Annotated in this window: 21 protein-coding genes; 15 read left to right on the top strand and 6 right to left on the bottom strand. The window is 61.2% G+C overall.

Features of this window, described 5'->3' with window-relative positions:
- Nucleotides 1-11 precede the first annotated feature (11 nt).
- From D8780_RS16020 to galE, 10 genes are all read left to right on the top strand, one after another.
- On the top strand, nt 12-146 hold the full coding sequence (locus tag D8780_RS16020) for an MFS transporter small subunit (RefSeq protein ID WP_281004573.1): 135 nt from the start codon (nt 12-14) through the stop codon (nt 144-146).
- A gap of 117 nt (nt 147-263) precedes the next feature.
- Complete coding sequence (locus tag D8780_RS14090) at nt 264-1,160, top strand: LysR family transcriptional regulator (protein WP_158598517.1); 897 nt, start codon at nt 264-266, stop codon at nt 1,158-1,160.
- Between the two features lie 116 nt (nt 1,161-1,276).
- On the top strand, nt 1,277-1,750 hold the full coding sequence (locus D8780_RS14085) for a formate dehydrogenase subunit gamma (protein ID WP_121646172.1): 474 nt from the start codon (nt 1,277-1,279) through the stop codon (nt 1,748-1,750).
- A gap of 8 nt (nt 1,751-1,758) precedes the next feature.
- Nucleotides 1,759-3,303: a formate dehydrogenase beta subunit gene (locus tag D8780_RS14080; protein ID WP_121646588.1), complete on the top strand. Its 1,545-nt coding sequence runs from the start codon at nt 1,759-1,761 to the stop codon at nt 3,301-3,303.
- Nucleotides 3,300-6,188, top strand: a complete 2,889-nt coding sequence (gene fdhF, locus D8780_RS14075) for a formate dehydrogenase subunit alpha (protein WP_121646171.1) — start codon at nt 3,300-3,302, stop codon at nt 6,186-6,188. The genes D8780_RS14080 and fdhF overlap by 4 nt, the downstream gene beginning before the upstream one ends.
- 6 nt (nt 6,189-6,194) lie before the next feature.
- The gene (fdhD, locus tag D8780_RS14070) at nt 6,195-7,034 is read left to right on the top strand and encodes a formate dehydrogenase accessory sulfurtransferase FdhD (RefSeq protein ID WP_121646170.1); all 840 of its coding nucleotides are present in this window, start codon (nt 6,195-6,197) and stop codon (nt 7,032-7,034) included.
- The gene (locus tag D8780_RS14065; protein WP_121646169.1) at nt 7,021-7,314 is read left to right on the top strand and encodes a formate dehydrogenase subunit delta; all 294 of its coding nucleotides are present in this window, start codon (nt 7,021-7,023) and stop codon (nt 7,312-7,314) included. Before fdhD ends, D8780_RS14065 begins: the two co-directional genes overlap by 14 nt.
- Nucleotides 7,315-7,324: 10 nt before the next feature.
- Nucleotides 7,325-8,302, top strand: coding sequence for an aldose epimerase family protein (locus D8780_RS14060; RefSeq protein ID WP_121646168.1), 978 nt, complete (start codon nt 7,325-7,327; stop codon nt 8,300-8,302).
- Nucleotides 8,303-8,403: 101 nt separating this feature from the next.
- Nucleotides 8,404-8,814 (top strand): c-type cytochrome, encoded by a 411-nt coding sequence (locus D8780_RS14055; RefSeq protein ID WP_121646167.1) that lies wholly within the window; start codon nt 8,404-8,406, stop codon nt 8,812-8,814.
- 112 nt (nt 8,815-8,926) lie between these two features.
- The gene (gene galE, locus D8780_RS14050; RefSeq protein WP_121646166.1) at nt 8,927-9,928 is read left to right on the top strand and encodes a UDP-glucose 4-epimerase GalE; all 1,002 of its coding nucleotides are present in this window, start codon (nt 8,927-8,929) and stop codon (nt 9,926-9,928) included.
- A 5-nt stretch (nt 9,929-9,933) separates the two neighbouring features.
- On the opposite strand, the gene D8780_RS14045 is transcribed toward galE, so the two are convergent.
- Nucleotides 9,934-10,434 (bottom strand): MarR family winged helix-turn-helix transcriptional regulator, encoded by a 501-nt coding sequence (locus D8780_RS14045; protein WP_147440326.1) that lies wholly within the window; start codon nt 10,432-10,434, stop codon nt 9,934-9,936.
- A gap of 96 nt (nt 10,435-10,530) precedes the next feature.
- On the opposite strand from D8780_RS14045, the gene D8780_RS14040 reads away from it, so the two are divergent.
- Nucleotides 10,531-10,818 (top strand): hypothetical protein, encoded by a 288-nt coding sequence (locus tag D8780_RS14040; RefSeq protein WP_121646164.1) that lies wholly within the window; start codon nt 10,531-10,533, stop codon nt 10,816-10,818.
- A 112-nt stretch (nt 10,819-10,930) separates the two neighbouring features.
- On the opposite strand, the gene D8780_RS14035 is transcribed toward D8780_RS14040, so the two are convergent.
- On the bottom strand, nt 10,931-11,995 hold the full coding sequence (locus tag D8780_RS14035; protein WP_121646163.1) for an ornithine cyclodeaminase: 1,065 nt from the start codon (nt 11,993-11,995) through the stop codon (nt 10,931-10,933).
- Entirely contained in the window at nt 11,992-12,921 is a 930-nt protein-coding gene (gene rocF, locus D8780_RS14030; RefSeq protein ID WP_121646162.1) for an arginase, read from the bottom strand. Before rocF ends, D8780_RS14035 begins: the two co-directional genes overlap by 4 nt.
- 126 nt (nt 12,922-13,047) lie before the next feature.
- On the opposite strand from rocF, the gene D8780_RS14025 reads away from it, so the two are divergent.
- Nucleotides 13,048-13,476, top strand: coding sequence for an Lrp/AsnC family transcriptional regulator (locus tag D8780_RS14025; RefSeq protein ID WP_121646161.1), 429 nt, complete (start codon nt 13,048-13,050; stop codon nt 13,474-13,476).
- An 18-nt stretch (nt 13,477-13,494) separates the two neighbouring features.
- Here the strand turns inward: D8780_RS14025 and xylB are convergent, their stop codons facing one another.
- The 3 genes from xylB to D8780_RS14010 all read right to left on the bottom strand — a co-directional run bounded on the left by xylB (nt 13,495) and on the right by D8780_RS14010 (nt 17,097).
- Complete coding sequence (gene xylB / locus D8780_RS14020) at nt 13,495-14,946, bottom strand: xylulokinase (RefSeq protein WP_121646160.1); 1,452 nt, start codon at nt 14,944-14,946, stop codon at nt 13,495-13,497.
- Between the two features lie 133 nt (nt 14,947-15,079).
- Nucleotides 15,080-16,132 (bottom strand): NAD(P)-dependent alcohol dehydrogenase, encoded by a 1,053-nt coding sequence (locus D8780_RS14015; RefSeq protein ID WP_121646159.1) that lies wholly within the window; start codon nt 16,130-16,132, stop codon nt 15,080-15,082.
- A complete protein-coding gene (locus D8780_RS14010) occupies nt 16,129-17,097 on the bottom strand; it encodes a LysR substrate-binding domain-containing protein (RefSeq protein ID WP_121646158.1) in 969 nt (322 codons plus the stop codon). The genes D8780_RS14015 and D8780_RS14010 overlap by 4 nt, the downstream gene beginning before the upstream one ends.
- 93 nt (nt 17,098-17,190) lie before the next feature.
- Here D8780_RS14010 and D8780_RS14005 point away from each other — a divergent pair, with 93 nt between their 5' ends.
- Genes D8780_RS14005 through D8780_RS13995 form a run of 3 tightly spaced genes read left to right on the top strand, consistent with a single transcriptional unit; the run spans nt 17,191 to nt 20,637 of the window.
- Entirely contained in the window at nt 17,191-18,255 is a 1,065-nt protein-coding gene (locus D8780_RS14005) for a saccharopine dehydrogenase family protein (RefSeq protein ID WP_121646157.1), read from the top strand.
- Complete coding sequence (locus tag D8780_RS14000; RefSeq protein WP_121646156.1) at nt 18,233-19,438, top strand: pyridoxal phosphate-dependent aminotransferase; 1,206 nt, start codon at nt 18,233-18,235, stop codon at nt 19,436-19,438. The genes D8780_RS14005 and D8780_RS14000 overlap by 23 nt, the downstream gene beginning before the upstream one ends.
- Complete coding sequence (locus D8780_RS13995) at nt 19,435-20,637, top strand: acyl-CoA dehydrogenase (protein WP_121646155.1); 1,203 nt, start codon at nt 19,435-19,437, stop codon at nt 20,635-20,637. The genes D8780_RS14000 and D8780_RS13995 overlap by 4 nt, the downstream gene beginning before the upstream one ends.
- The last annotated feature ends 10 nt before the right edge of the window (nt 20,638-20,647 follow it).

Below are 20,647 nucleotides of genomic sequence, written 5' to 3'. Positions count from 1 at the left end.
GAGAAACCACCATGACGAATAATTCGATCAATGATCCATCGGGCACCAGTTCTGGCAAGCTCGCACTGGTCTGGGCTTTCGTCGGAATTCCGCTTGCATGGGGCGTGGTGATGACGCTCATCAAGGCGGCGGCTCTGTTTACCTGAGGCCTCAGGACACCCAAAAACGATAGCGGCTCGCCGACACTCCGGCGGGCCGCTATTTTCTTTCGTCCCGAAGCAATCGGCGTTAAGGCTGATACAACCGAAGGTATGGAAGCCCGCATGCAAGATCGCCTCGAAATGCTCATTGCGCTGGTACGGGAGAAGCATTTCGGGCGGGCCGCCGAAGCTCTTGGCATCACGCAGCCCAGCCTCTCTTTCGGCATCCGGGCCCTGGAAGACCAGCTCGGCGCCCCGCTGGTTCGCCGCGGTTCGCGTTATCAGGGCCTGACGGCAGAAGGCGAGCGCGTCTATGAACGGGCTCTGCGCATCGTCGCCGAAACGCGCGCGCTTCGCGATGATGTGCGTGGCGTGAAGGGCGAGGTGAGCGGGCTCATCCGATTGGGGGTCGTGCCCACGGCGTTGCCGCTCTCGGCAGAGCTGGTTGCGGCAACCCGCCGCAAGCACCCGGCTCTGCGCTTTCGCATTCTCTCTCGGACGGCCGGGGAAATCGCTGACGGACTGGAACGGTTGGAGCTGGAAGCGGGCCTTTCCTATACGATGGGCATGGAGGAACGCTCGATCTCGGTGACGCCCATTCTCACCGAGCATTCATGCCTGCTCGTCCATCAGGACCATGAGCTTGCCGCGCGTGAGAGCGTCGACTGGAGCGAGGTCGGCGACGCGTCACCATGTCTTCTCACGCCGGGCATGACAAACCGCGCCATTGTCGAAGAACATCTTCGTCAGGCAGGTGTGGCGCCGGCGCCCTCCGTCGACAGCAACTCGATCCTCGCGCTGACCACCCTCGTCGCTTTGGGCGATCATGCCTTCGTGCTGCCGGAAAGGCTGGCGCATTCGGTTGCCGTACAAGCGCCGGTCAAACGCCTGTCGATCACCGATGGAAAGAGTGCGACTGACGACCCGCAGATCGGACTTCTTCTACCGAATCGCCACCGCCTGCCTGCTTCTCTCAACGCCCTGAGAGACGCCGCGGGCGAATTGCGCGCTCGTGATTAATTCTCTCTATTGACCGACGATGGTTTGAGATTGAAATGCCATGCAACCAATCCTATCGTGTGACAATCTCGTGAATTCGTGGACACTCGTCGGCGGAGAAACGGATGGGAGGATCAATGTCAGAGCACTCGGGCCACGCCATCGCGGAGCGTGTGCAGGGCATCGTCGATGACCACGCAGAGATGGAAGGGCCGCTTCTGCCGATCCTTCATGCAATACAGGACGAATTCGGCCATGTTCCGGAAGAGGCGGTACGGCCGATTGCGGCCGCTCTCAATATAAGCCGGGCCGAAGTGCACGGTGTCATCAGTTTCTATCACGACTTTCACACCGAACCCCGCGGCCGTCACATCGTCAAGATCTGCCGGTCGGAGGCCTGTCAGGCCCGTGGCGGCCAGTCGATTGAGGACAAGGCGCGCGAATTGCTTCGTTTGAACTGGAACGAGACCACCCCAGACGGCTCGGTCACGCTGGAGCCGGTCTATTGCCTCGGGCTTTGCACTTCCGGTCCGAGCGCGTTGATCGACGACCGCCCCGTAGCGAAGCTCTCCGGCGAGAAACTCGCCGCACTGGTCAAGGAGCTCGACTGATGGCCGGTATGGACAGTGTCACCCGGATCTTCGTGCCGGCCGACATGGCGGCCCGGTCGCTTGGCTCGGATGAGGTGGCGGAAGCCGTTTCACGTGAATCAGCGGAGCGTGGTCTCAATCTTCGCCTTACGCGAAATGGCAGCCGGGGCATGATGTTTCTGGAGCCGCTCGTCGAAATCGAACGAGACGGTATTCGATATGGCTTCGGCGAGATGGAGGCTTCGGATATACCCGGACTTTTCGACGATCCGGACAACCATCCCAAGGCCCTCGGCCCTGTGGACGAACTGGACTGGATGAAGCGCCAGACACGGCTCACCTATTGTCGCTGCGGCGTGATCGATCCCCTCGACCTTTCCGAATATGAAGATCATGGCGGTCTTGCGGGCCTGCGCGAAGCGCTCGGCAGAGAACCGCAGGCGATTGTCGATGAGGTCAAGGCGTCTGGCCTTCGCGGTCGCGGCGGCGCCGGTTTTCCAACCGGCATCAAATGGCAGACCGTCCTGGATACCGACGGCCAGCAGAAATACATCGTCTGCAATGCCGATGAAGGCGATAGCGGCACTTTCGCCGACCGGATCCTGATGGAAGGCGATCCTTTCTGCCTCATCGAAGGCATGGCAATTGCCGGCCTCGCCGTCGGAGCGACCAAGGGCTACATCTATCTGCGCAGCGAATATCCGGATGCCATTCGTGTGACGGGTGAAGCCATCGCGATCGCGGAGCGAAACAGTGTCCTCGGCCAGAATATTCTCGGCTCCGGCAAGTCTTTCCATCTGGAGCTTCGCGTCGGCGCAGGGGCTTATGTCTGCGGGGAGGAAACCTCACTCCTCAACAGTCTGGAAGGTAAGCGCGGTGTCGTACGCGCCAAGCCTCCGCTTCCGGCGATCGAAGGCTTCATGGGTCGCCCGACAGTGGTTAACAACGCCATCAGCCTGGCCGCCGTCCCGTTCATTCTGGCGGAAGGCGGAGAGGCGTATCACGCCCATGGTATCGGTCGTTCGCGTGGTACCATCCCGCTCCAGATTGCCGGCAATGTCCGTTATGGCGGACTTTTCGAAGCCGCCTTCGGCATGTCGCTCGGCGAGATCGTCAACGATATTGGCGGCGGCACAGCCTCGGGCAGACCGGTGCGCGCCGTTCAGGTGGGCGGGCCGCTCGGAGCCTATTTCCCGCCGGATCTGTTCGATACGCCCTTTGGTTACGAGGATTTCTCCTCGAAATCGGGGCTGATCGGTCATGCCGGTCTCGTGGTGTTCGATGATAGCGTCGATATGAGTCATATGGCGCGCTTCGCCATGGAGTTCTGCGCCATTGAAAGCTGCGGCAAATGCACACCCTGCCGGATCGGCGCGGTTCGCGGCGTCGAAACGATCGACCGCATCCGTGACGGCGATGCCGGCGCAATGAGCCTGCTGGAAGATCTCTGCGAAACGATGCGGGCAGGCTCTCTCTGCGCACTCGGCGGCTTCACGCCCTACCCGGTCATGAGCGCGCTCAATCATTTCCCGGAAGATTTTCTGCCGACACCTGCAAGGGAGGCCGCGGAATGACCATTCCTCTTTCGCTCACCGAAGATCGCGGCACAAAGGCCGTCGAGGCCGAGACCATGGTGACGCTCACCGTGGACGGAATGCCTGTTTCGGTTCCCGCCGGCACGTCCATCATGCGCGCAGCGTCCGAAGCGGATATCAAGGTTCCGAAGCTCTGCGCCACCGATATGCTCGACGCTTTCGGCTCCTGCCGTCTCTGTCTGGTCGAAGTCGAGGGCCGACCCGGCACCCCGGCATCCTGCACCACGCCGGTGGCCGAAGGCATGGTGGTCAAGACCCAGACCGACCGATTGAAGAAACTGCGCAAGGGCGTGATGGAGCTCTATATCTCCGATCATCCGCTCGACTGCCTGACCTGCGCCGCCAATGGCGACTGCGAATTGCAGGATATGGCCGGCGCGGTCGGCCTCCGAGATGTCCGCTACGACACGATCGCAGAGAAGGATAGTCACTTCGCAGTCCGCAACAACGCGGGTGAGCATAACCCCTTCTATCTACCCAAAGATCAGTCCAACCCCTATTTCGATTACGATCCCAGCAAATGCATCGTCTGCTCGCGCTGCGTTCGGGCCTGCGAAGAGGTGCAGGGCACTTTCGCGCTGACCATCGCCGGGCGGGGCTGGGACAGCCGCGTTTCCGCCGGCGCTTCGTTTGACGATTTTCTTTCATCCGAATGCGTCTCCTGCGGCGCCTGCGTGCAGGCCTGCCCGACAGCCACGCTGGTCGAGAAAAGCGTCGTCGAGAGCGGCACGCCGGAACGCAGCGTCGTGACGACCTGCGCCTATTGCGGCGTCGGCTGCTCCTTCGAAGCGCAGATGCGCGGCGACGAACTGGTCCGCATGGTGCCTTACAAGGATGGCAAGGCCAATCGCGGCCATAGCTGTGTGAAGGGCCGCTTCGCCTATGGCTATGCGGAACACAAGGATCGCATTCTCTCACCTATGATCCGTGACAGCATCGACGAGCCATGGCGCGAAGTCTCGTGGGAGGAGGCCCTCTCATTCGCCGCCGACCGCCTGAAATCGGTTCAGGAAGAGAAAGGCCGCCGCTCCATTGGCGTCATCACCTCCAGCCGGTGCACCAATGAGGAGACCTTCCTCGTTCAGAAACTCACACGGGCTGTTTTCGGCAATAACAACACCGACACCTGCGCCCGTGTCTGCCATTCGCCAACGGGTTATGGCCTCGGCCAGACCTATGGCACTTCCGCCGGCACCCAAGACTTCGATTCCGTGGAAAAAGCCGATGTGGTGCTCGTCATCGGCGCCAATCCCACCGACGGCCATCCGGTTTTTGCAAGCCGGCTGAAGAAGCGCCTTCGGCAGGGCGCCAAACTGATCGTCATCGATCCGCGGCGCATCGATCTGGTCAAAACGCCCCATGTGAAAGCCGCCCATCATCTGCCGCTTCTACCGGGAACCAATGTCGCCGTCGTCACCGCCATGGCGCATGTAATCGTGACAGAGGGGCTGCAGTATCAGGCCTATATTGATGAGCGTTGCGAAAGCGACGCGTTTGCCGATTATGTCGAATTCGTGCGTGATCCCCGCCATTCACCGGAGGCCGTCGAAGCGCTGACGGGCGTGCCCGCCGAGGACTTGCGGGCCGCAGCGCGACTTTATGCGACGGGCGGCAATGCCGCGATCTATTACGGTCTTGGCGTCACCGAGCACAGTCAAGGTTCGACCACCGTCATCGGCATCGCCAATCTCGCCATGCTGACCGGCAATGTCGGCAAGGTGGGCGCTGGCGTGAATCCCCTGCGCGGCCAGAACAATGTTCAGGGCTCCTGCGATATGGGATCCTTCCCGCACGAACTTCCCGGCTATCGCCATGTGAAGAATGCAGACGTGCGGGCGATTTTCGAAGAGACATGGGGCGTCGAAATCGATTCCGAGCCGGGCCTTCGCATCCCGAACATGTTTGACGCAGCGCTCGAGGGGTCGTTCGGCGGGCTCTACTGCCAGGGCGAGGATATCGTCCAGTCGGACCCGGACACGAAGCATGTCGTTGCCGCCCTGTCGGCGATGGACTGCGTGATCGTCCACGATCTTTTCCTGAACGAGACCTCGAACTATGCGCACGTCTTTCTGCCGGGCTCATCCTTCCTGGAAAAGGACGGGACCTTTACCAATGCCGAGCGGCGTATCAACCGCGTCCGCAAGGTGATGGCGCCCAAGGCCGATTATGCCGATTGGGAAATCACGCAGATGCTCGCCAACGCGATGGGCGCGAACTGGACCTATAGCCATCCTCGCGAGATCATGGCGGAGATTGCGGCCACCACGCCATCCTTCACCGGCGTCACCTACGATCTGCTCGAAGAGCAAGGCTCGGTGCAGTGGCCCTGCAACGAAGCGCATCCGCATGGCACGCCGATGATGCATGTCGAGGGTTTCGTGCGCGGGAAGGGGCGCTTCATCCGTACCGATTATGTCGCGACCGAAGAGAAGACCGGGCCGCGCTTCCCGCTTTTGCTGACGACGGGCCGCATTCTGTCGCAATACAATGTCGGTGCCCAGACCCGTCGCACGGCCAATACGGTCTGGCACGATCAGGACGTGCTCGAGGTCCATCCGCACGATGCAGAAAATCGCGGCATTCGCGAGGGCGACTGGGTACGCCTCGCCTCACGGTCGGGCGAAACGACCTTGCGCGCCACGATCACCGACCGCGTGTCGCCGGGTGTCGTCTATACGACCTTCCATCACCCCGATACGCAGGCCAATGTCGTCACCACCGACAATTCGGACTGGGCGACGAACTGTCCGGAGTATAAGGTGACGGCCGTGCAGGTCGCGCCGTCCAACGGTCCTTCGGAATGGCAGGAGGACTATGCCGAACACTCCGGCGCGGCGCGGCGCATCATTCAGGCGGCTGAATAATTTCCGATGGACAGTTGGCGCAAGATCCGGAGTATCGCACGACATACGGGCAACACGGCCGCTGAGCGAGAGCGGCAACTGCCGGAAGAGGTTGCGATTGCGTTGTCGTGCAACGGATCGACGCAAGCCGTCATGATGGGCACGCCGGCCGATCTGAGGGATTTCGCCACCGGCTTCCTGATGACCGAAGGCATTGCCCAGCCAGACGAGATCGAATCGATCGAACCGGTGGAGACGGAACTCGGGATCGATCTGCAGATTCGGGTAACCGAAGAGGCGGCGTCGCGACTTGCCATCCGGCGACGCTCCATGGCTGGTCCCGTCGGCTGCGGCCTGTGCGGCATTGAAAGCCTGGAAGCGGCGATGCATGTGCCGCCCCTCATTCCCCGGAATGCGGCCTGCCGGCTAACGCCTGGCGATGTGTCGCGCGCCATGGCGCAACTGCCGACATTCCAGCCGCTTCACGACGCCACACGCGCAGTCCATGGCGCGGCGTTCTTCGATCCGAGGCAGGGGATCATCCTGGCGCGGGAAGATGTTGGACGCCATAACGCCCTCGACAAGCTGATCGGCGCGATGGTCTTGAGCGGTACGGATCGTACCGGAGGGGCCATCGTCATCACCTCACGCGTTTCCATCGATATGGTGCAGAAGGTGCTGCGATGCGGGACGCCGATTCTCATCGCCACTTCGTCGCCAACGGCCTCCGCGCTGGACCTTGCAAAGCGCAACGGTCTGACGGTGGTCGCCCTCGCCCGGGGCGACCAGTTCGAGATTTTCACGCATCCGCATCGGATCGATCCATCACAAGCCGATAATGAAGGGCCCAGCCATGCAGTCCGATAAACTTATCCGCATGGCCAATCAGATCAGCCTTTTCATGGAGAGCAAGCCGACCAGCGACGAAGCGCTGGAGGGCCTTGCCGCGCACATCAATGATTTCTGGGATCCACGCATGCGCCGTCAATTTGTCGACGCGATGAAGAACGAATCCGGATTGCCGGCGCGCGACCTCGTGCGCGAGGCGGTGCCTCTGATCCGCCTGTCGGAAACCGAAGTCCAGAAACCCGCCGCGCCGCCATCGCCGGTGGGATCAGAGCCAATCAGCCCCGCTCACAGGGACTGATCGCAACAAATTGGCGAAACCGGACACGATTATCCTCCGATCCGAGGCGCTGACCGCAATGATCGTGTGCCGCGGCGCGGCGCTCTACGATTTGCGGTTGGTCGGACACCCGTATCCGCTCGTCCTGTCGTCGCGCGAAAAGCAGGGGCCGCTTTCCCCACCGTTTGCCGGCGCCGTGGTCGGACGGTTTGCCAACCGCATCGCCGATGCGCGTTTTCAGCTCGACGGGGTGCGATACAACCTCGACGCCAATGATGGTCCGAACTGTCTTCATGGCGGAAGAGACGGTCTATCTCAGCGCGATTGGACGATCGAGGATGTCGCACCGTCCAGTTGCCGTCTCTCTTGCGCCCTGCCAGACGGCCATATGGGTTTTCCCGGCACATGCGAAACGGTGGCGAACTGGTCGGTCGAGGGACGATCGCTGCGCCTGACATTGAGTGGCCGTACCGATGCGCCGACCATATGGAGCCCCACCGCACATCCCTATTTCAACCTCGCTGATGGCGGCGCGACGTCGATCGACAACCATACCGTGCAGATCCTTGCCGGAAGCTATCTGCCGGTCGATGCAAATGGCATCCCGGCGGGCGAGCCGGCCACCACTGAGGGCAGCCCTTTTGATTTCCGCCAGCCGCGTCCGATCGGCGATACGGTCTGCGATCACAATTTCTGCCTCCACGAGACCGAAAACAGAGGCCTCGCAGACGCCGCTCGTCTGAGTTGCCGTGCATCCGGCGTCGCGATGAGGCTCAGAACAGATCGGCCGGGTCTGCAATTCTATACTGGCGACGCCATTCCTCCGGAGGGTGCGACCGGCCTGGGCGGAATCATGTATGGCCCTCGCTCGGGCCTCTGTCTGGAAACGCAGATCTGGCCGGACGCACCCAACAGGCCGGACTTTCCGGAGGCCATTTTTCGTCCGGAAAAGAACGCCCAGACCACGACGGAATGGGTTTTCGAAACGCGGGACGTTCCTATTCTTTGATATCGATCAAGGCACTATCGACCGTAAAGGACGAGTATCGATCAAAACGCGATACCATGAGGATTGCGTGTGTAAGCTATGAAAGATCGGAGATCCGTTTCATGATGAAATTCATCCTGGCTATCGCATTGACGGCAGGCACCGGTATCGCCGCCGCTCAGGCGCAGGACCTCAAGGGCGATGCAGCCGCCGGCGAAAAGGTCTTCAACAAGTGCAAGGCCTGTCACGCTGTCGGTGAAGGCGCCAAGAACCGCGTCGGACCTGAGCTCAACGAGCTGTTCGGCCGCCAGCCGGGCAGCCTGGAAGATTTCAAATATTCCAAGGCCATGGTTGAGTTTGGCGAAGACAAGGTCTGGGATGAGGAACACCTGACCACGTATCTCGCCGCACCGCGCAAGGTCGTCAAAGGCACCAAGATGGCTTTCGCCGGCCTGAAGAAGGAAGAGGATATCGATAACGTGATCGCGTATCTCGCGACCTTCGATTCCGAGGGTGCGAAAACCGGCGAATAAACCCCCCAATCGTCTCTGAACGGGCCGGCGCAATCACCGCTTAATCAGTTGGTGATTGCGCCGGCCTATGCTTTTCTTTCGTGCACAAAAAGCCGGGAGGAGCATCGGAGAGATGACAAAGCGCGTATTGGTGACCGGTGGAGCCGGCTATATCGGTAGCCACGCAGCGCATGCTCTGGTCGATCGCGGCGACGAGGTCGTCATTATCGACCGCCTGTCGACCGGCTTCGACTGGCTGGTCCCCGCCGCCGCCGACCTTGTTGTGGCCGATATAGGCGACACCGAGCGCGTCGCCTCTCTTCTCCAAGATGGCGGCTTCGACGCCATCATGCATTTCGCCGGCTCCATCGTGGTGCCGGAATCGGTCGCCGATCCCCTTTCCTATTATGAAAACAATACCGTCAAATCCCGCGGGCTGATCGAATGTGCCGTGCGGGCGGGCGTGCCCCATTTCGTCTTTTCCTCGACGGCTGCCGTCTACGGGTCGGTTGGCTCCGAGCCGGTTGCCGAAGACACGCCGCTTCGGCCGGAATCGCCGTATGGCTCCAGCAAGCTGATGACGGAAATCATGCTGGCCGATGCGGCCCGGGCGCATGATCTGACCTATGGCGTGCTGCGCTATTTCAATGTGGCGGGAGCCGATCCGGCGGGGCGAACCGGGCAATCGACCAAGGGCGCGACCCATCTGATCAAGGTTGCTGTCGAGGCCGCAGTCGGCAAACGTGAGGGCATCGAGATCTTCGGCGAGGATTACCAGACTGCCGACGGCACCTGCGTGCGCGACTATATCCATGTCACCGATCTGGTGGCGGCCCATCTTCTGGCGCTCGACCGGTTGCGGGACGGCGGCGACAGCCTCACCGCCAATCTCGGCTATGGACACGGCTTTTCGGTCAAGGAGGTGCTCCAGACGGTCGATGACGTGGCCGGTCCGATCCGGAAAACCATGGGCCCGCGCCGCCCCGGCGATGCCGCCAGCATCGTGGCCGATGCGTCAAAGGCGCGGCGAGAACTCAACTGGCAACCGCAGCATGACGATCTCACCGGTATCGTCGAAGATGCACTCCGCTGGGAGCGGCATCTGCAGACACGCAATGAGGCGACGACAAACTGACGCCATCAGGTCCGACTGGCGGGCGGACCCCAATCCTGTGACAATGCGGCCTTCAAGGCAACTACGTTGTGGTTTCCAATGCGATCTTCAAGGTCACGTTCGGCTGCCTCGAGTCCCGCCCGCGCGACGCCGACGACTTCCAAACCATAGTCGGTCATGGCGACGATCTTTTGGTTGCGCCGCTCTGGGTCGTCGACGAGATCGAGAAGCCCCCGCTCACTCAGGCCCTTGGTGGTGCGATAGACCGCTTGTCGTGTAATCCCCATCCGACGGGCCAATTCCGAGGCATGGGTTTCGCCACAATCGAGATTGGCGAGAAACGCGATATCGGCCGCGTTCAGATCGTGCCCGTTTCGGTGCATCCATTCGAGAATATATTTTCCGATCCACTGCTGCGCGTCCATCAGACACAAGCCGAGAGGTTTTTCAGGCGTCATCGGAACCGGCAATGTTGTCATCTTTGTTGACAAGTTAGCCTCGGCGTGAGATGTAAATTTTGTTGACAAGAGATTAGGTGATGGGTGCCAAGCCTCAAGTCCGTTTTACGACTCAACGCCGCTTCATGCCTGTTTTTCGGTGCGCTTTTCGTCTTTCGACCAAGGATGATCGCGGCATTTTTGGGCGCGACTCCGCCTAATCTTGTCCTTGGTGTCGGTATCGTTCTGATCCTGAACGGCCTTCACTTGGGTTACGTCAGTCGCCACGACGATCCGGGACGAATCCAAGTGCTGTATTTTTCAGCCGGTGATGCAGCGTGGGTGCTTATCTCGCTCACCTTGGTGGTCACCGGAACATTTGTGACGACGGCGCCGGGTATCGTGCTGACACTGCTCGTCGCCGTCGGGGTCGGAGTTCTCGGATTGCTTCAGTTTCTGAAAGTACGGCATTAAGCGCGCCGAGAAGAACCACATCGTCGATCCCAGTGATGAGACAACGGCGCGGAACAGCTATGCCACCTGCATCCATGTCGATATCGGCACGCCAGCTGGTTCCCCTGACCCGTCAGGCCGGCGCTCCCGCTCCGGCTCGCTGCAACATGCCGTAGAGATCACGAGGATCGTCCGGATCGGCCAGAAGGTCCAGCATCTCGGCGTAGTCGGTGCCTTTTGTCTTGTCGAGCAGGTAGCGCAACGCGCTGAAATCCTCGATAGCAAAGCCGACACTGTCGAACAGCGTGATCTGGGTTTCGTCGGTCCGGCCAGCCGTATCGCCGGTCATCACCTGCCATAGTTCGGTGACCGGATGGTCTTCCTCAAGCTGCTGTATCTCACCTTCGATGCGCGTCTGCGGCGGATATTCCACGAAGATTTCGGATCGCGTCAGAATATCCTTGTGGAGCTCGGTCTTGCCGGGGCAGTCGCCGCCGATCGCATTGATGTGAATACCCGCGCCGACCATGTTGTCGTTGAGGATCGTGGCATATTGCTTGTCGGCCGTGCAGGTCGTGATGATCTGCGCGCCCTCGACCGCTGCTTCCGCAGTCTGACAGGCGGTCACATTCAAGCCGGCGGTTTTCAGATTGGCCGTTGCCTTTTCGGTGGCGTCCGGGTCGATATCGTAGAGCCGCACATTCTCGATGCCGCATAGGGCGCGAAAGGCGAGCGCCTGAAATTCGCACTGTGCGCCATTGCCGATCATGGCCATTGTCTTGGCGTTTGGTGGCGCGAGGTAGCGACCGACAAGGGCCGAAGTGGCGGCCGTCCGCAATGCGGTCAGCAAGGTCATTTCGGTAAACAGAAGCGGATATCCATTGCCGACGGAGGCGAATACGCCGAACGCCGTTACGGTCTGAAAGCCTTCGCGCGTATTCTTGGGATGACCGTTCACATATTTGAAGCCGTAATATTCGGCATCGGCGACCGGCATCAGCTCGATCACACCATCGTGCGAATGGCTGGCGACTCGGGCGATCTTGTCGAATTCCGGCCAGCGCCGGAAATCGGCCTCGATATAATCCGCCAATTCCGTGATCACCGCCTCGACGCCGACATCATTGACCAGCCGCATCATGTTGGCGACGCTCACAAAGGGCACATGGGCCAGCGCCGATGGTTCGAGCACGGTCATGGGTGGCTCCTCGTGGGCCGGTCGAAAATCCGTCGTCCGAAAATGCTCGCCGCAAGATCGGTCATCAGTTCGGCGGTTCGTCCGCGTTCATCGAGAAAGGGGTTCAGTTCGACCAGATCGAGGGAACGGACGAGGCCGCTGTCGCAGAGGGTTTCCATGATGAGATGGGCCTCGCGGAATGTCGCGCCACCGGGCACCGTCGTGCCGACAGCGGGGGCGATGGACGGGTCGAGAAAATCCACGTCGAGGCTGACATGCAGAAGCCCGTTCGCGGCGCTGACGCGCTCCAGAAAACCGCGCAGCGGCCGCAAGACACCGCTTTCGTCGATCATTCGCATATCGTGCACCTCGAAGCCGTCCGAGGCGAGGCGTTCGCGTTCCGCGTCATCAACGGAACGCAGCCCGATGAAGCAGACATTTTCCGGTGGCACGGGAGCGGCAGGAGGTGGAAAGGCTTCGCAACCCTTTCGGTCCGTGAAATAGGCGACCGACGTGCCATGCAGATTGCCGCTCTGCGTCGTCTCGAGGGTATGCAGATCGGGATGGGCATCGAGCCAAAGAACGAAAAGCGGCCGGTCGCCTTCGGCGGCACGGCGCGCAATTCCGGCGACGGAACCGGCGGACATGCTGTGATCGCCGCCCATGAAGATCGGAAAATCATAGTTTCCGGTCACGTCGTAGGCGGCCTGCTCGACGACCTTGATCCAGGCGGACGTCTCGGACAGGTGCTTGACCGCATCATTGGGATGATCGACGGGTTGCGGATCGGTGATGGCGAGATCGCCGAGATCGGTGACCTGCCAGCCGAGGCCTGAGATGGCCGCTTCGAGGCCAGCGGTCCGCAAGCTTGCCGGTCCCATGACGCATCCGGGCCGGGAGGCTCCGGACTGGATTGGCGCGCCGATGATCGCACAATTTCCCTTCATGCTTTCCTCTCACGATTGAAAGGGGTGATGATGCCTCTTCTACCTGAACATTTCGCATGATAAATTGCGCATAATGATACCTTTTTCTCTCAATATATCGATTGCAATAACCAATATGGACATTGTATGCGCGAACTCAGCGATGTCGACCGAAGCCTTCTGGCTGCATTGAGGACCAATTCCAGAGCGTCCATTACGGAACTCTCCCATCTTATCGGCGTCTCCCGAGCGACAGTGAAGGCACGCCTGGAACTCCTCGTTCAGGAGGGACGCATTCGACGCTTCACCATCGAAACCGACGTCGATGTGGAGGGAGAGGTCAAGGCGATCATGATGATCGAGCTTCAGGGCAAGCTCTCGCGGGCGGTCATAGGGACCTTGCGGCGTATCCCCGAAATCTCGGCCATCCATTCCACCAATGGTGTCTGGGACCTCGTGGTCGAGATCAAGACCGACAGTCTCGTTCAGTTCGACCGCGTGCTCCGCGACATTCGCGAGATTCCGGGCGTGAACAACAGCCAGACCAGCATTCTCCTGGCCCCCGTCACAGGCTGAGCGACGGCTCCTGGCCCGCTACTGGATCTGGCGCGTTGCGGGATAGGCCGCGCGAAAGCGCAGATAAGCGTCGTCGAACGCGGCCCGCTTGTCATTTTCCGGCTCGATCACCTCAGCCGTCTCCGGGGGAAGAAGAACGTCTTCGATCGCCGCATCGCTGGCCGCAAGGCGTCCCAGCCGAGCGGCACCGAGCGCGGCGCCGAATTCGCCTCCGGCAGGCAGGGCGAGAGGAATGTCCAGAACGGTTGCGATCAGCCGCAGCCAATAGCGGGAGCGTGTTCCGCCCCCAATGGCGAAGAGGCGTTCCGGCCGTGCTCCGGTGGCTTTCAGCGCGTCGAAACTCTCTCGCAGGCCGAAACTCACCCCTTCGAGGACAGCGCGTGTGAGTTCCGTTCGGTCCGTATCGGCTCCGATGCCGGTAAAGCTGGCGCGGATGACCGCATCATTATGCGGCGTCCGTTCACCGGACAGGTAAGGCAGGAACCGGACCAGACCTGGAATACGCAACTCTTCGCCAAGGCCGGCCGTCAACTCCGCCGGCTTCACGCCGGTTATGGAAGAAAGCCAGTTGAGGCTGTCTGTCGCCGACAGCATGACCCCCATCTGGTACCATCGCTCGGGTATGGCGTGGCAGAAGGTGTGCAAAGCGGTTTCCGGCGCCGGGCGATAGCCGTCTCGGGCGGCCAGAAGAACGCCGGATGTGCCGAGCGACACGAAACCCTGTCCTTCCTGTGTCGCGCCGATGCCGCAGGCCGCTGCGGCATTGTCGCCAGCGCCACCGGCCACGGTCACTGTCTGGGAGAGGCCCCACTTTCGCGCCAGTTCGCTTCTTAGCTGACCGGCTGGTTCGCTGCCCTCGACAAGGCGTGGCATCTGATCGCTGCGCATGTGGCTGGCGCTCAGAAGAGCGTCGGACCATTGCCGTGCCCCGGTATCGAGCCATGAGGTGCCGGCGCTGTCGGACATGTCCGCGACATGTTCGCCAGTCAGGTAGAAATTCATGAAAGCCGCGGGCAGCAGGACCTTCGCGACGCGCTCGAAGATTTCCGGCTCGTGAGCCCGCACCCATTTCAATTTCGGCGCGGTAAACCCCGGAAAGACGATATTGCCCGAAAGCGATCGAACCTCTGCAATGGAATCGAGCCGCGCCGCTTCGGCATGAGCCCGGGTGTCGTTCCAGAGAATGCAGGGACGCAACACGGCGTCGTTCGCATCAAGGAGCGTAGCGCCATGCATGTGCCCTGCGACGCCCATACCCCGCAGTCCGGCGAAATCCGGAAAGGCGGCGCGCATCTCCTCCATCGCGCTTTCCAGCGCCTCGATCCATTGCGCCGGATCCTGCTCCGACCAGCCGGAGTGAGGATGGGAGACGCTGTAGCTCCGCTCGACGGAGCCCACGACCTCTCCGGCAGCGTCGATCAGCAGCGCGCGCAAACCGGATGTACCGAGGTCGATGCCGAGATAACTCACAATAATTCTCCCAATCTTCTACTCATACCGCGATGGCCTCCACCCCTATCGCATCGAAAGGCCGACCGGAATATCGGCGGAGGCCTTTTGTCCGTCCTAGAGCCGGGGTCTCGAAGACCCCCAGCCATTCCGGCTATTGCGGCAAGATGATCTGCATCTTGACGTCGGCGGGCGGCGCCGAGGCCGCCACCTCGAAGGCTTCGACGCTGTCGCCGAAGTCGAAGGTGCGGGTGATCAGCGGCTTGATATCGATGGCCCCGGAGGACAGCATCGCGACACAGCGAGGGAAGACGTGCGCGTAGCGAAAGATATTCTCGACGCGAGCCTCGCGGATCATGGCCGCGCCGGCATCATAGCTGATCGGTTCGGCCTGACCGCCGATCATCACCACGCAACCACCAGGCGCCAGTGGTTCGAAGACAGTCGCCGCAGCCTTCGGCGAGCCAGTAGCCTCCCAGACCACATCGGCACCCCAGCCATCCGTATCCTTCATGACCCGGGCGACCAGATCATCGTTGGCGATATTGACGGGGATGATCGCCGGGTTGAGGCTCTGAGCGATTTCCAGTTTCTTCTCAGCAAGATCACTCACATAAATCCGGGCGCAGCCTGCGGCCAGCGCCGAAAGCGCGGTGACAAGGCCGATCGGGCCGGCTCCCATGACCACGCCGATATCGCCGGGCTTTACCCGCGCCTTGGTGGCCGCGTGAACACCGACGGCGAGCGGCTCGACCATCGCCCCTTCGGCGAAACTGACATTATCGGGCAGTTTGAAGGTGAATGCTTCAGGATGGACGCATGTCGGCCGCAAAATGCCATGGACCGGGGGCGTGGCCCAGAAACGTACAGCCGGATCGACATTATAGATGCCGAGCCGCGCGGCCCTCGAGTTCGGATCGGGAACGCCCGGCTCCATGCAGACCCGATCGCCGATGGAAAGGCCGGTCACCTCCGCTCCGGTTTCGATGACGGTCCCCGCGCCTTCATGACCGAGGATCATAGGCTCCTCGATCACGAAAGGACCGATACGGCCGTGTGTGTAATAGTGCACGTCGGATCCGCAAATTCCGACCGTGTGCAGCTTGATCCGGACATCGCGCGGGCCAAGGATCTCTTCCTGACGGTCAATCTCGGGAAAATCGCGCAGGCTCAGATCGTCCTTCTTTTCCAGTACGAGCGATTTCATCCTTCTATCCTTTCCGAGAAACTCGCCTTCAGCCAACGCGAGGAGATCGGTCCGCCCTCCGGCCCGTCATGCGACAGGTGGCTGACCTGTTTACGGATCCAACGGGAAAACTGGGCGGTCAGCGGCTTGTTCAACCCCGCAGGCGTCGCGATGTAGTAGCTCCGGCCATAGGTGTCGGGCACCGATTCCAAAGGCACCAGCAGTCCGTTCTGCAATTCGGTCTCGATAAGGTAGGCCGGGAGAATGGCTGCGCCGAGGCCCGCGACGGCGGCCGATATGATAAGTGCGAACTGGTCGAAGTAACTTCCTTTCCGGGTCGCGCCTTCCGCCTTGTCCACCGTCTGCCTGAAGCTTTCCCAAAGCATGGGTCGCGACGACAGATGCAGCAGAGGCATCCGGAAGAGATCGGCTTTTTGCAAAAGTCCGAAACGCTCGATGAGGTCCGGGGCCGCCACGGCGATCAGGTCTTCCCGGCAAAGCGGCGTCAGTTGCGCGCCCGGCCAGTCGTCGCTGCCAAAATGAATGGCCAGATCAATGCCACTCTCCACAAGATCGAATGGCTCGCTGCGGCTATGAATGACCAGTTCCAGATCGTCCTGCCCGGCTTTGAAATCCTTCAGTCTCGGAACGAGCCAGCGACTGCCAAAGGTCGGCAGAACAGCGATCGAGAGAAGCCGGGCGCTGTTGCCGGCTGCGACGGCGCGGGCGATGGTGCCGCGCAGCCGCTCGAGATCAGATAGCAGATGAGCCGAGAGATCCCGGCCCGCATCGGTCAGCCGGACACCGCGCCCCTCGCGCCGGAAGAGGCGGGCACCGACCTGATCTTCCAGTTCCTTCACGTGTCGGCTGACCGCGCCTTGGCTCAAACCGAGTTCTTCTGCCGCCGCTGTGAAACTCTGGTGTTTGGCCGCGGCCTCGAAGCAACGGAGAATGGCAAGGCTGGGGAGCGGCGCAGGCGTAAGCATGGTTTATCCATTACAATAGCTCACCAGAAAATGCCTTTTGCTGGTGTTTTATGCAAGAACGAACCCGTTAAGCTGCACCGACCTCAAAAGGAGATGCGCATGAAAACGATCGCCGTTCTCGGCCTTGGAAAAGTGGGGACGCTGGCCAGCGAGCTTCTCCACGAATGCGAATTTGCCGTTACGGGGTTCGACAGCCTCCCCCCACGGGATGATCTGCCCTTCCCCACTCGTCAGATCGACGTCAGCGACACCGCCGCCCTCGCTTCCGCACTCGGCGATTTCGACGCGGTGCTTTCCTGCCTGCCCTACTCCTTCAACATCGGCGTCGCCAATGTCGCGCACCGGCTCGGCCTGCATTATTTCGACCTGACCGAAGATGTTCCGACCACTCAAGCCATCCTCGAACTCTCCAAGACTTCGGAAGGCTTGATGGCGCCGCAATGCGGCCTCGCACCCGGTTTCGTCGGCATTGTCGGAGCCCATCTGATCGAGCAGTTCGACGATTGCCGCTCCTGTCGCATGCGCGTCGGCGCTCTTCCGCAGAACCCGACCGGTCTGATGGGCTACTCGTTCAATTGGTCGCCGGAAGGCGTCGTGAACGAGTATCTCAACGATTGCGAGGTGCTGGAGGACGGCGTCATCAAGACTGTCTCGCCGATGGAGTGGATCGAGAAGATCGTGATCGGCGGGATCGAACTGGAAGCCTTCACCACCTCGGGTGGTCTCGGCACGATGTGCCAGACCTACAAGGACCGGGTGCCGAACCTCGACTACAAGACCATGCGCTATCCGGGCCATGTCGCCCTGATGAATTTCTTCTTCCATGAATTGCTCATGCGTGAACGACGCAAGGAAGCGGGTGACATTCTCGTCAATGCCAAACCGCCGGTGAATGACGACATCGTCTATATTCATATCTCGGCAGAAGGCCTGATCGGCGGGCGGCTGGAGCGCCGCGAATTCGTGCGCGGCCTCAAACCGGTCGAAATCGGCGGCAAGTTCCGTACGGCCATTGCGTGGACAACCGCCTCCTCGGTGGTCGCCGTGATGGAAATGGTTCGCGACGGCACCGTCCCGGCCACAGGCTTTCTCAAGCAAGAGGATATTTCGCTCGACACCTTCCTCAAGACCCGCAATGGCAGTCGTTATGACGCCTGAAACGTCCGGCGCGTTCCGCCCGGCAAACCGTATGCAGGGTCTGGCACTCTCCGAAATCGTGCAGATTTCGGAGAAGGCGGCGCAATTGCGTGCCGAAGGCCGCGACATCGTTTCGTTCGGCACCGGCGAGCCGGATTTTCCGACACCGCCGGACATCATTGCCGCCGCGCACAAATCCGCTCTTGCGGGGCAAACCCGATACACGCCCACCGCCGGCACGCCGGCTCTGCGCGACGCCATTGCTGCGCAGGCCAATAGCGGGCGGGAAAACGTGCTTGTGTCGACGGGCGCGAAACAGGTGATCGCGAACGCCCTCATGGCAACGCTCGACCCGGGCGACGAAGTCATCATTCCGACGCCCTACTGGACCACCTATTCCGATATTGTCCGGATCTGCCAGGCGGTAGCGGTGACGGTTCCCTGCCCGATGGATGAAGGCTTCAAGCTCTCGCCCGATATGCTCGAACAGGCGATCACGCCGCGCAGCCGCTGGCTGATGCTCAATTCACCGTCCAACCCCTCGGGCGCCGTTTACAGCGCAGAGGAAATTCGCGCCCTCGCGGCGGTGCTCGAACGCAATCCCCATGTCTGGATCCTGTCAGACGAGATCTACGAGCATCTGACCTATGGGGATTTTGCCTCCTTCGCCGCCGAGGCTCCGGCGCTGAAAGAGCGGACGCTGACCGTCAATGGCGCCTCCAAGGCATGGTCGATGACAGGTTGGCGGATCGGATGGGGCATCGGCCCCCGCCCCCTGATCGCCGCCATGGCCGCCGTGCAGGGCCAGTTCACCTCTGGCGCCAGCTCGATCTCGCAAGCAGCCGCGCTGGCCGCCATCCAGGGCGATACAGCTCTGCTGAAAGAGCGATGCGCCATCCTGAAAAGCCGCCGCGACAGGGTGGTGGCCGCACTCAACGCGATGCCGGGCCTTCGGTGCAGGGTGCCGGAAGGCGCGTTCTACGCCTTCGCATCCTGCGCGGGCCTCCTCAAGCCGGAAGGCGGCCCCTTCAAAAGCGACGCCGATCTCTGTCGATGGCTACTGGAAGATGCCGGCGTCGCGCTTGTGCCCGGCCGGGCTTTCGGACTGCCGGGTTACGTCCGCCTCTCTTTCGCCTATTCCGATGCCGAGTTGTCGGACGGCCTGTCACGCATGGCCGAAGCACTGAAAAGGATTTCATCATGACCAATGGACATGGCCCCTCGCTCTCGGCCTTCTCATGGGAAGACCCGCTTCTTCTCGAGCAGCAGCTGACGGATGAAGAGCGCCTGATACGCGATACGGCCTCAGCTTATGCGCAGGAGAAGCTGCAGCCGCGCGTCACCGCCGCATATCGGGAAGAGCGTGTGGAGCCGGAGATCTTCGCGGAAATGGGCCAGACCGGCCTTCTCGGCGTGACGATCCCGGATGAATATGGCGGTGCCGGTGCCGGCTATGTCGCCTACGGGCTCGTGGCGCGTGAGGTCGAGCGGGTGGATTCCGGCTATCGGTCGATGATGAGCGTTCAGTCCTCCCTCGTCATGTACCCGATCCACGCCTACGGTTCGGAAGAACAGCGTCGCAAATATCTGCCGAAGCTCGCATCGGGCGAATGGATCGGCTGCTTTGGCCTGACCGAGCCGGATGCCGGGTCGGATCCCGGCGGCATGAAGACGGTCGCGAAGAAGAGCGATGGCGGCTACGTGCTGAATGGCTCGAAGATGTGGATTTCCAACTCTCCCATCGCCGACGTTTTTGTCGTCTGGGCGAAGTCGGAAACCCATGGCGGCAAGATCCGTGGCTTTGTTCTTGAGAAGGGAATGAAGGGACTTTCCGCCCCGAAGATCGGCGGCAAGCTGTCGCTGCGCGCTTCGGTGACCGGCGAGATCGTGATGAGCGATGTCGAAGTTGGCGAAGACGCCCTGCTACCCAATGTAGAAGGCCTGAAGGGGCCTTTCGGCTGTCTCAACCGCGCGCGCTACGGCATCTCCTGGGGCGCCATGGGCGCTGCGGAGTTCTGCTGGCATGCCGCGCGGCAATACGGACTGGATCGCAAGCAGTTCGACAAGCCGCTCGCCGGGACCCAGCTCTTCCAGAAGAAACTGGCCGATATGCAGACCGAAATCACTCTCGGTCTTCAAGCTTCCCTGCGCGTGGGTCGTTTGATGGACGAGGGCAGTGCTGCGCCGGAGATGATCTCGCTCATCAAGCGCAACAATTGCGGCAAGGCGCTCGATATCGCGCGGCTCGCCCGCGACATGCATGGCGGCAACGGGATTTCCGAAGAATTTCAGGTCTTCCGCCACATGACCAATCTGGAGACGGTCAACACTTATGAGGGCACGCACGACGTTCATGCGCTGATTCTCGGCCGTGCCCAGACAGGCCTGCAGGCGTTCTTCTAAGGCTATCGGT

The sequence above is a fragment of the Notoacmeibacter ruber genome, assembly GCF_003668555.1.
Classification (GTDB): Bacteria; Pseudomonadota; Alphaproteobacteria; order Rhizobiales; family Rhizobiaceae; genus Notoacmeibacter; species Notoacmeibacter ruber.
The sequence above is the reverse complement of the archived record's forward strand: the minus strand, read 5'-3'. Positions and strand labels throughout refer to the sequence as shown.

Coding starts and splice junctions, on each gene's coding strand:
- D8780_RS16020 (WP_281004573.1), top strand. CDS start 12: ATGACGAATAATTCGATCAATGATCCATCGGGCACCAGTTCTGGCAAG.
- D8780_RS14090 (WP_158598517.1), top strand. CDS start 264: ATGCAAGATCGCCTCGAAATGCTCATTGCGCTGGTACGGGAGAAGCAT.
- D8780_RS14085 (WP_121646172.1), top strand. CDS start 1,277: ATGTCAGAGCACTCGGGCCACGCCATCGCGGAGCGTGTGCAGGGCATC.
- D8780_RS14080 (WP_121646588.1), top strand. CDS start 1,759: ATGGACAGTGTCACCCGGATCTTCGTGCCGGCCGACATGGCGGCCCGG.
- fdhF (WP_121646171.1), top strand. CDS start 3,300: ATGACCATTCCTCTTTCGCTCACCGAAGATCGCGGCACAAAGGCCGTC.
- fdhD (WP_121646170.1), top strand. CDS start 6,195: ATGGACAGTTGGCGCAAGATCCGGAGTATCGCACGACATACGGGCAAC.
- D8780_RS14065 (WP_121646169.1), top strand. CDS start 7,021: ATGCAGTCCGATAAACTTATCCGCATGGCCAATCAGATCAGCCTTTTC.
- D8780_RS14055 (WP_121646167.1), top strand. CDS start 8,404: ATGATGAAATTCATCCTGGCTATCGCATTGACGGCAGGCACCGGTATC.
- galE (WP_121646166.1), top strand. CDS start 8,927: ATGACAAAGCGCGTATTGGTGACCGGTGGAGCCGGCTATATCGGTAGC.
- D8780_RS14040 (WP_121646164.1), top strand. CDS start 10,531: ATGATCGCGGCATTTTTGGGCGCGACTCCGCCTAATCTTGTCCTTGGT.
- D8780_RS14035 (WP_121646163.1), bottom strand. CDS start 11,995: ATGACCGTGCTCGAACCATCGGCGCTGGCCCATGTGCCCTTTGTGAGC.
- rocF (WP_121646162.1), bottom strand. CDS start 12,921: ATGAAGGGAAATTGTGCGATCATCGGCGCGCCAATCCAGTCCGGAGCC.
- D8780_RS14025 (WP_121646161.1), top strand. CDS start 13,048: ATGCGCGAACTCAGCGATGTCGACCGAAGCCTTCTGGCTGCATTGAGG.
- D8780_RS14015 (WP_121646159.1), bottom strand. CDS start 16,132: ATGAAATCGCTCGTACTGGAAAAGAAGGACGATCTGAGCCTGCGCGAT.
- D8780_RS14010 (WP_121646158.1), bottom strand. CDS start 17,097: ATGCTTACGCCTGCGCCGCTCCCCAGCCTTGCCATTCTCCGTTGCTTC.
- D8780_RS14005 (WP_121646157.1), top strand. CDS start 17,191: ATGCGCATGAAAACGATCGCCGTTCTCGGCCTTGGAAAAGTGGGGACG.
- D8780_RS14000 (WP_121646156.1), top strand. CDS start 18,233: ATGGCAGTCGTTATGACGCCTGAAACGTCCGGCGCGTTCCGCCCGGCA.
- D8780_RS13995 (WP_121646155.1), top strand. CDS start 19,435: ATGACCAATGGACATGGCCCCTCGCTCTCGGCCTTCTCATGGGAAGAC.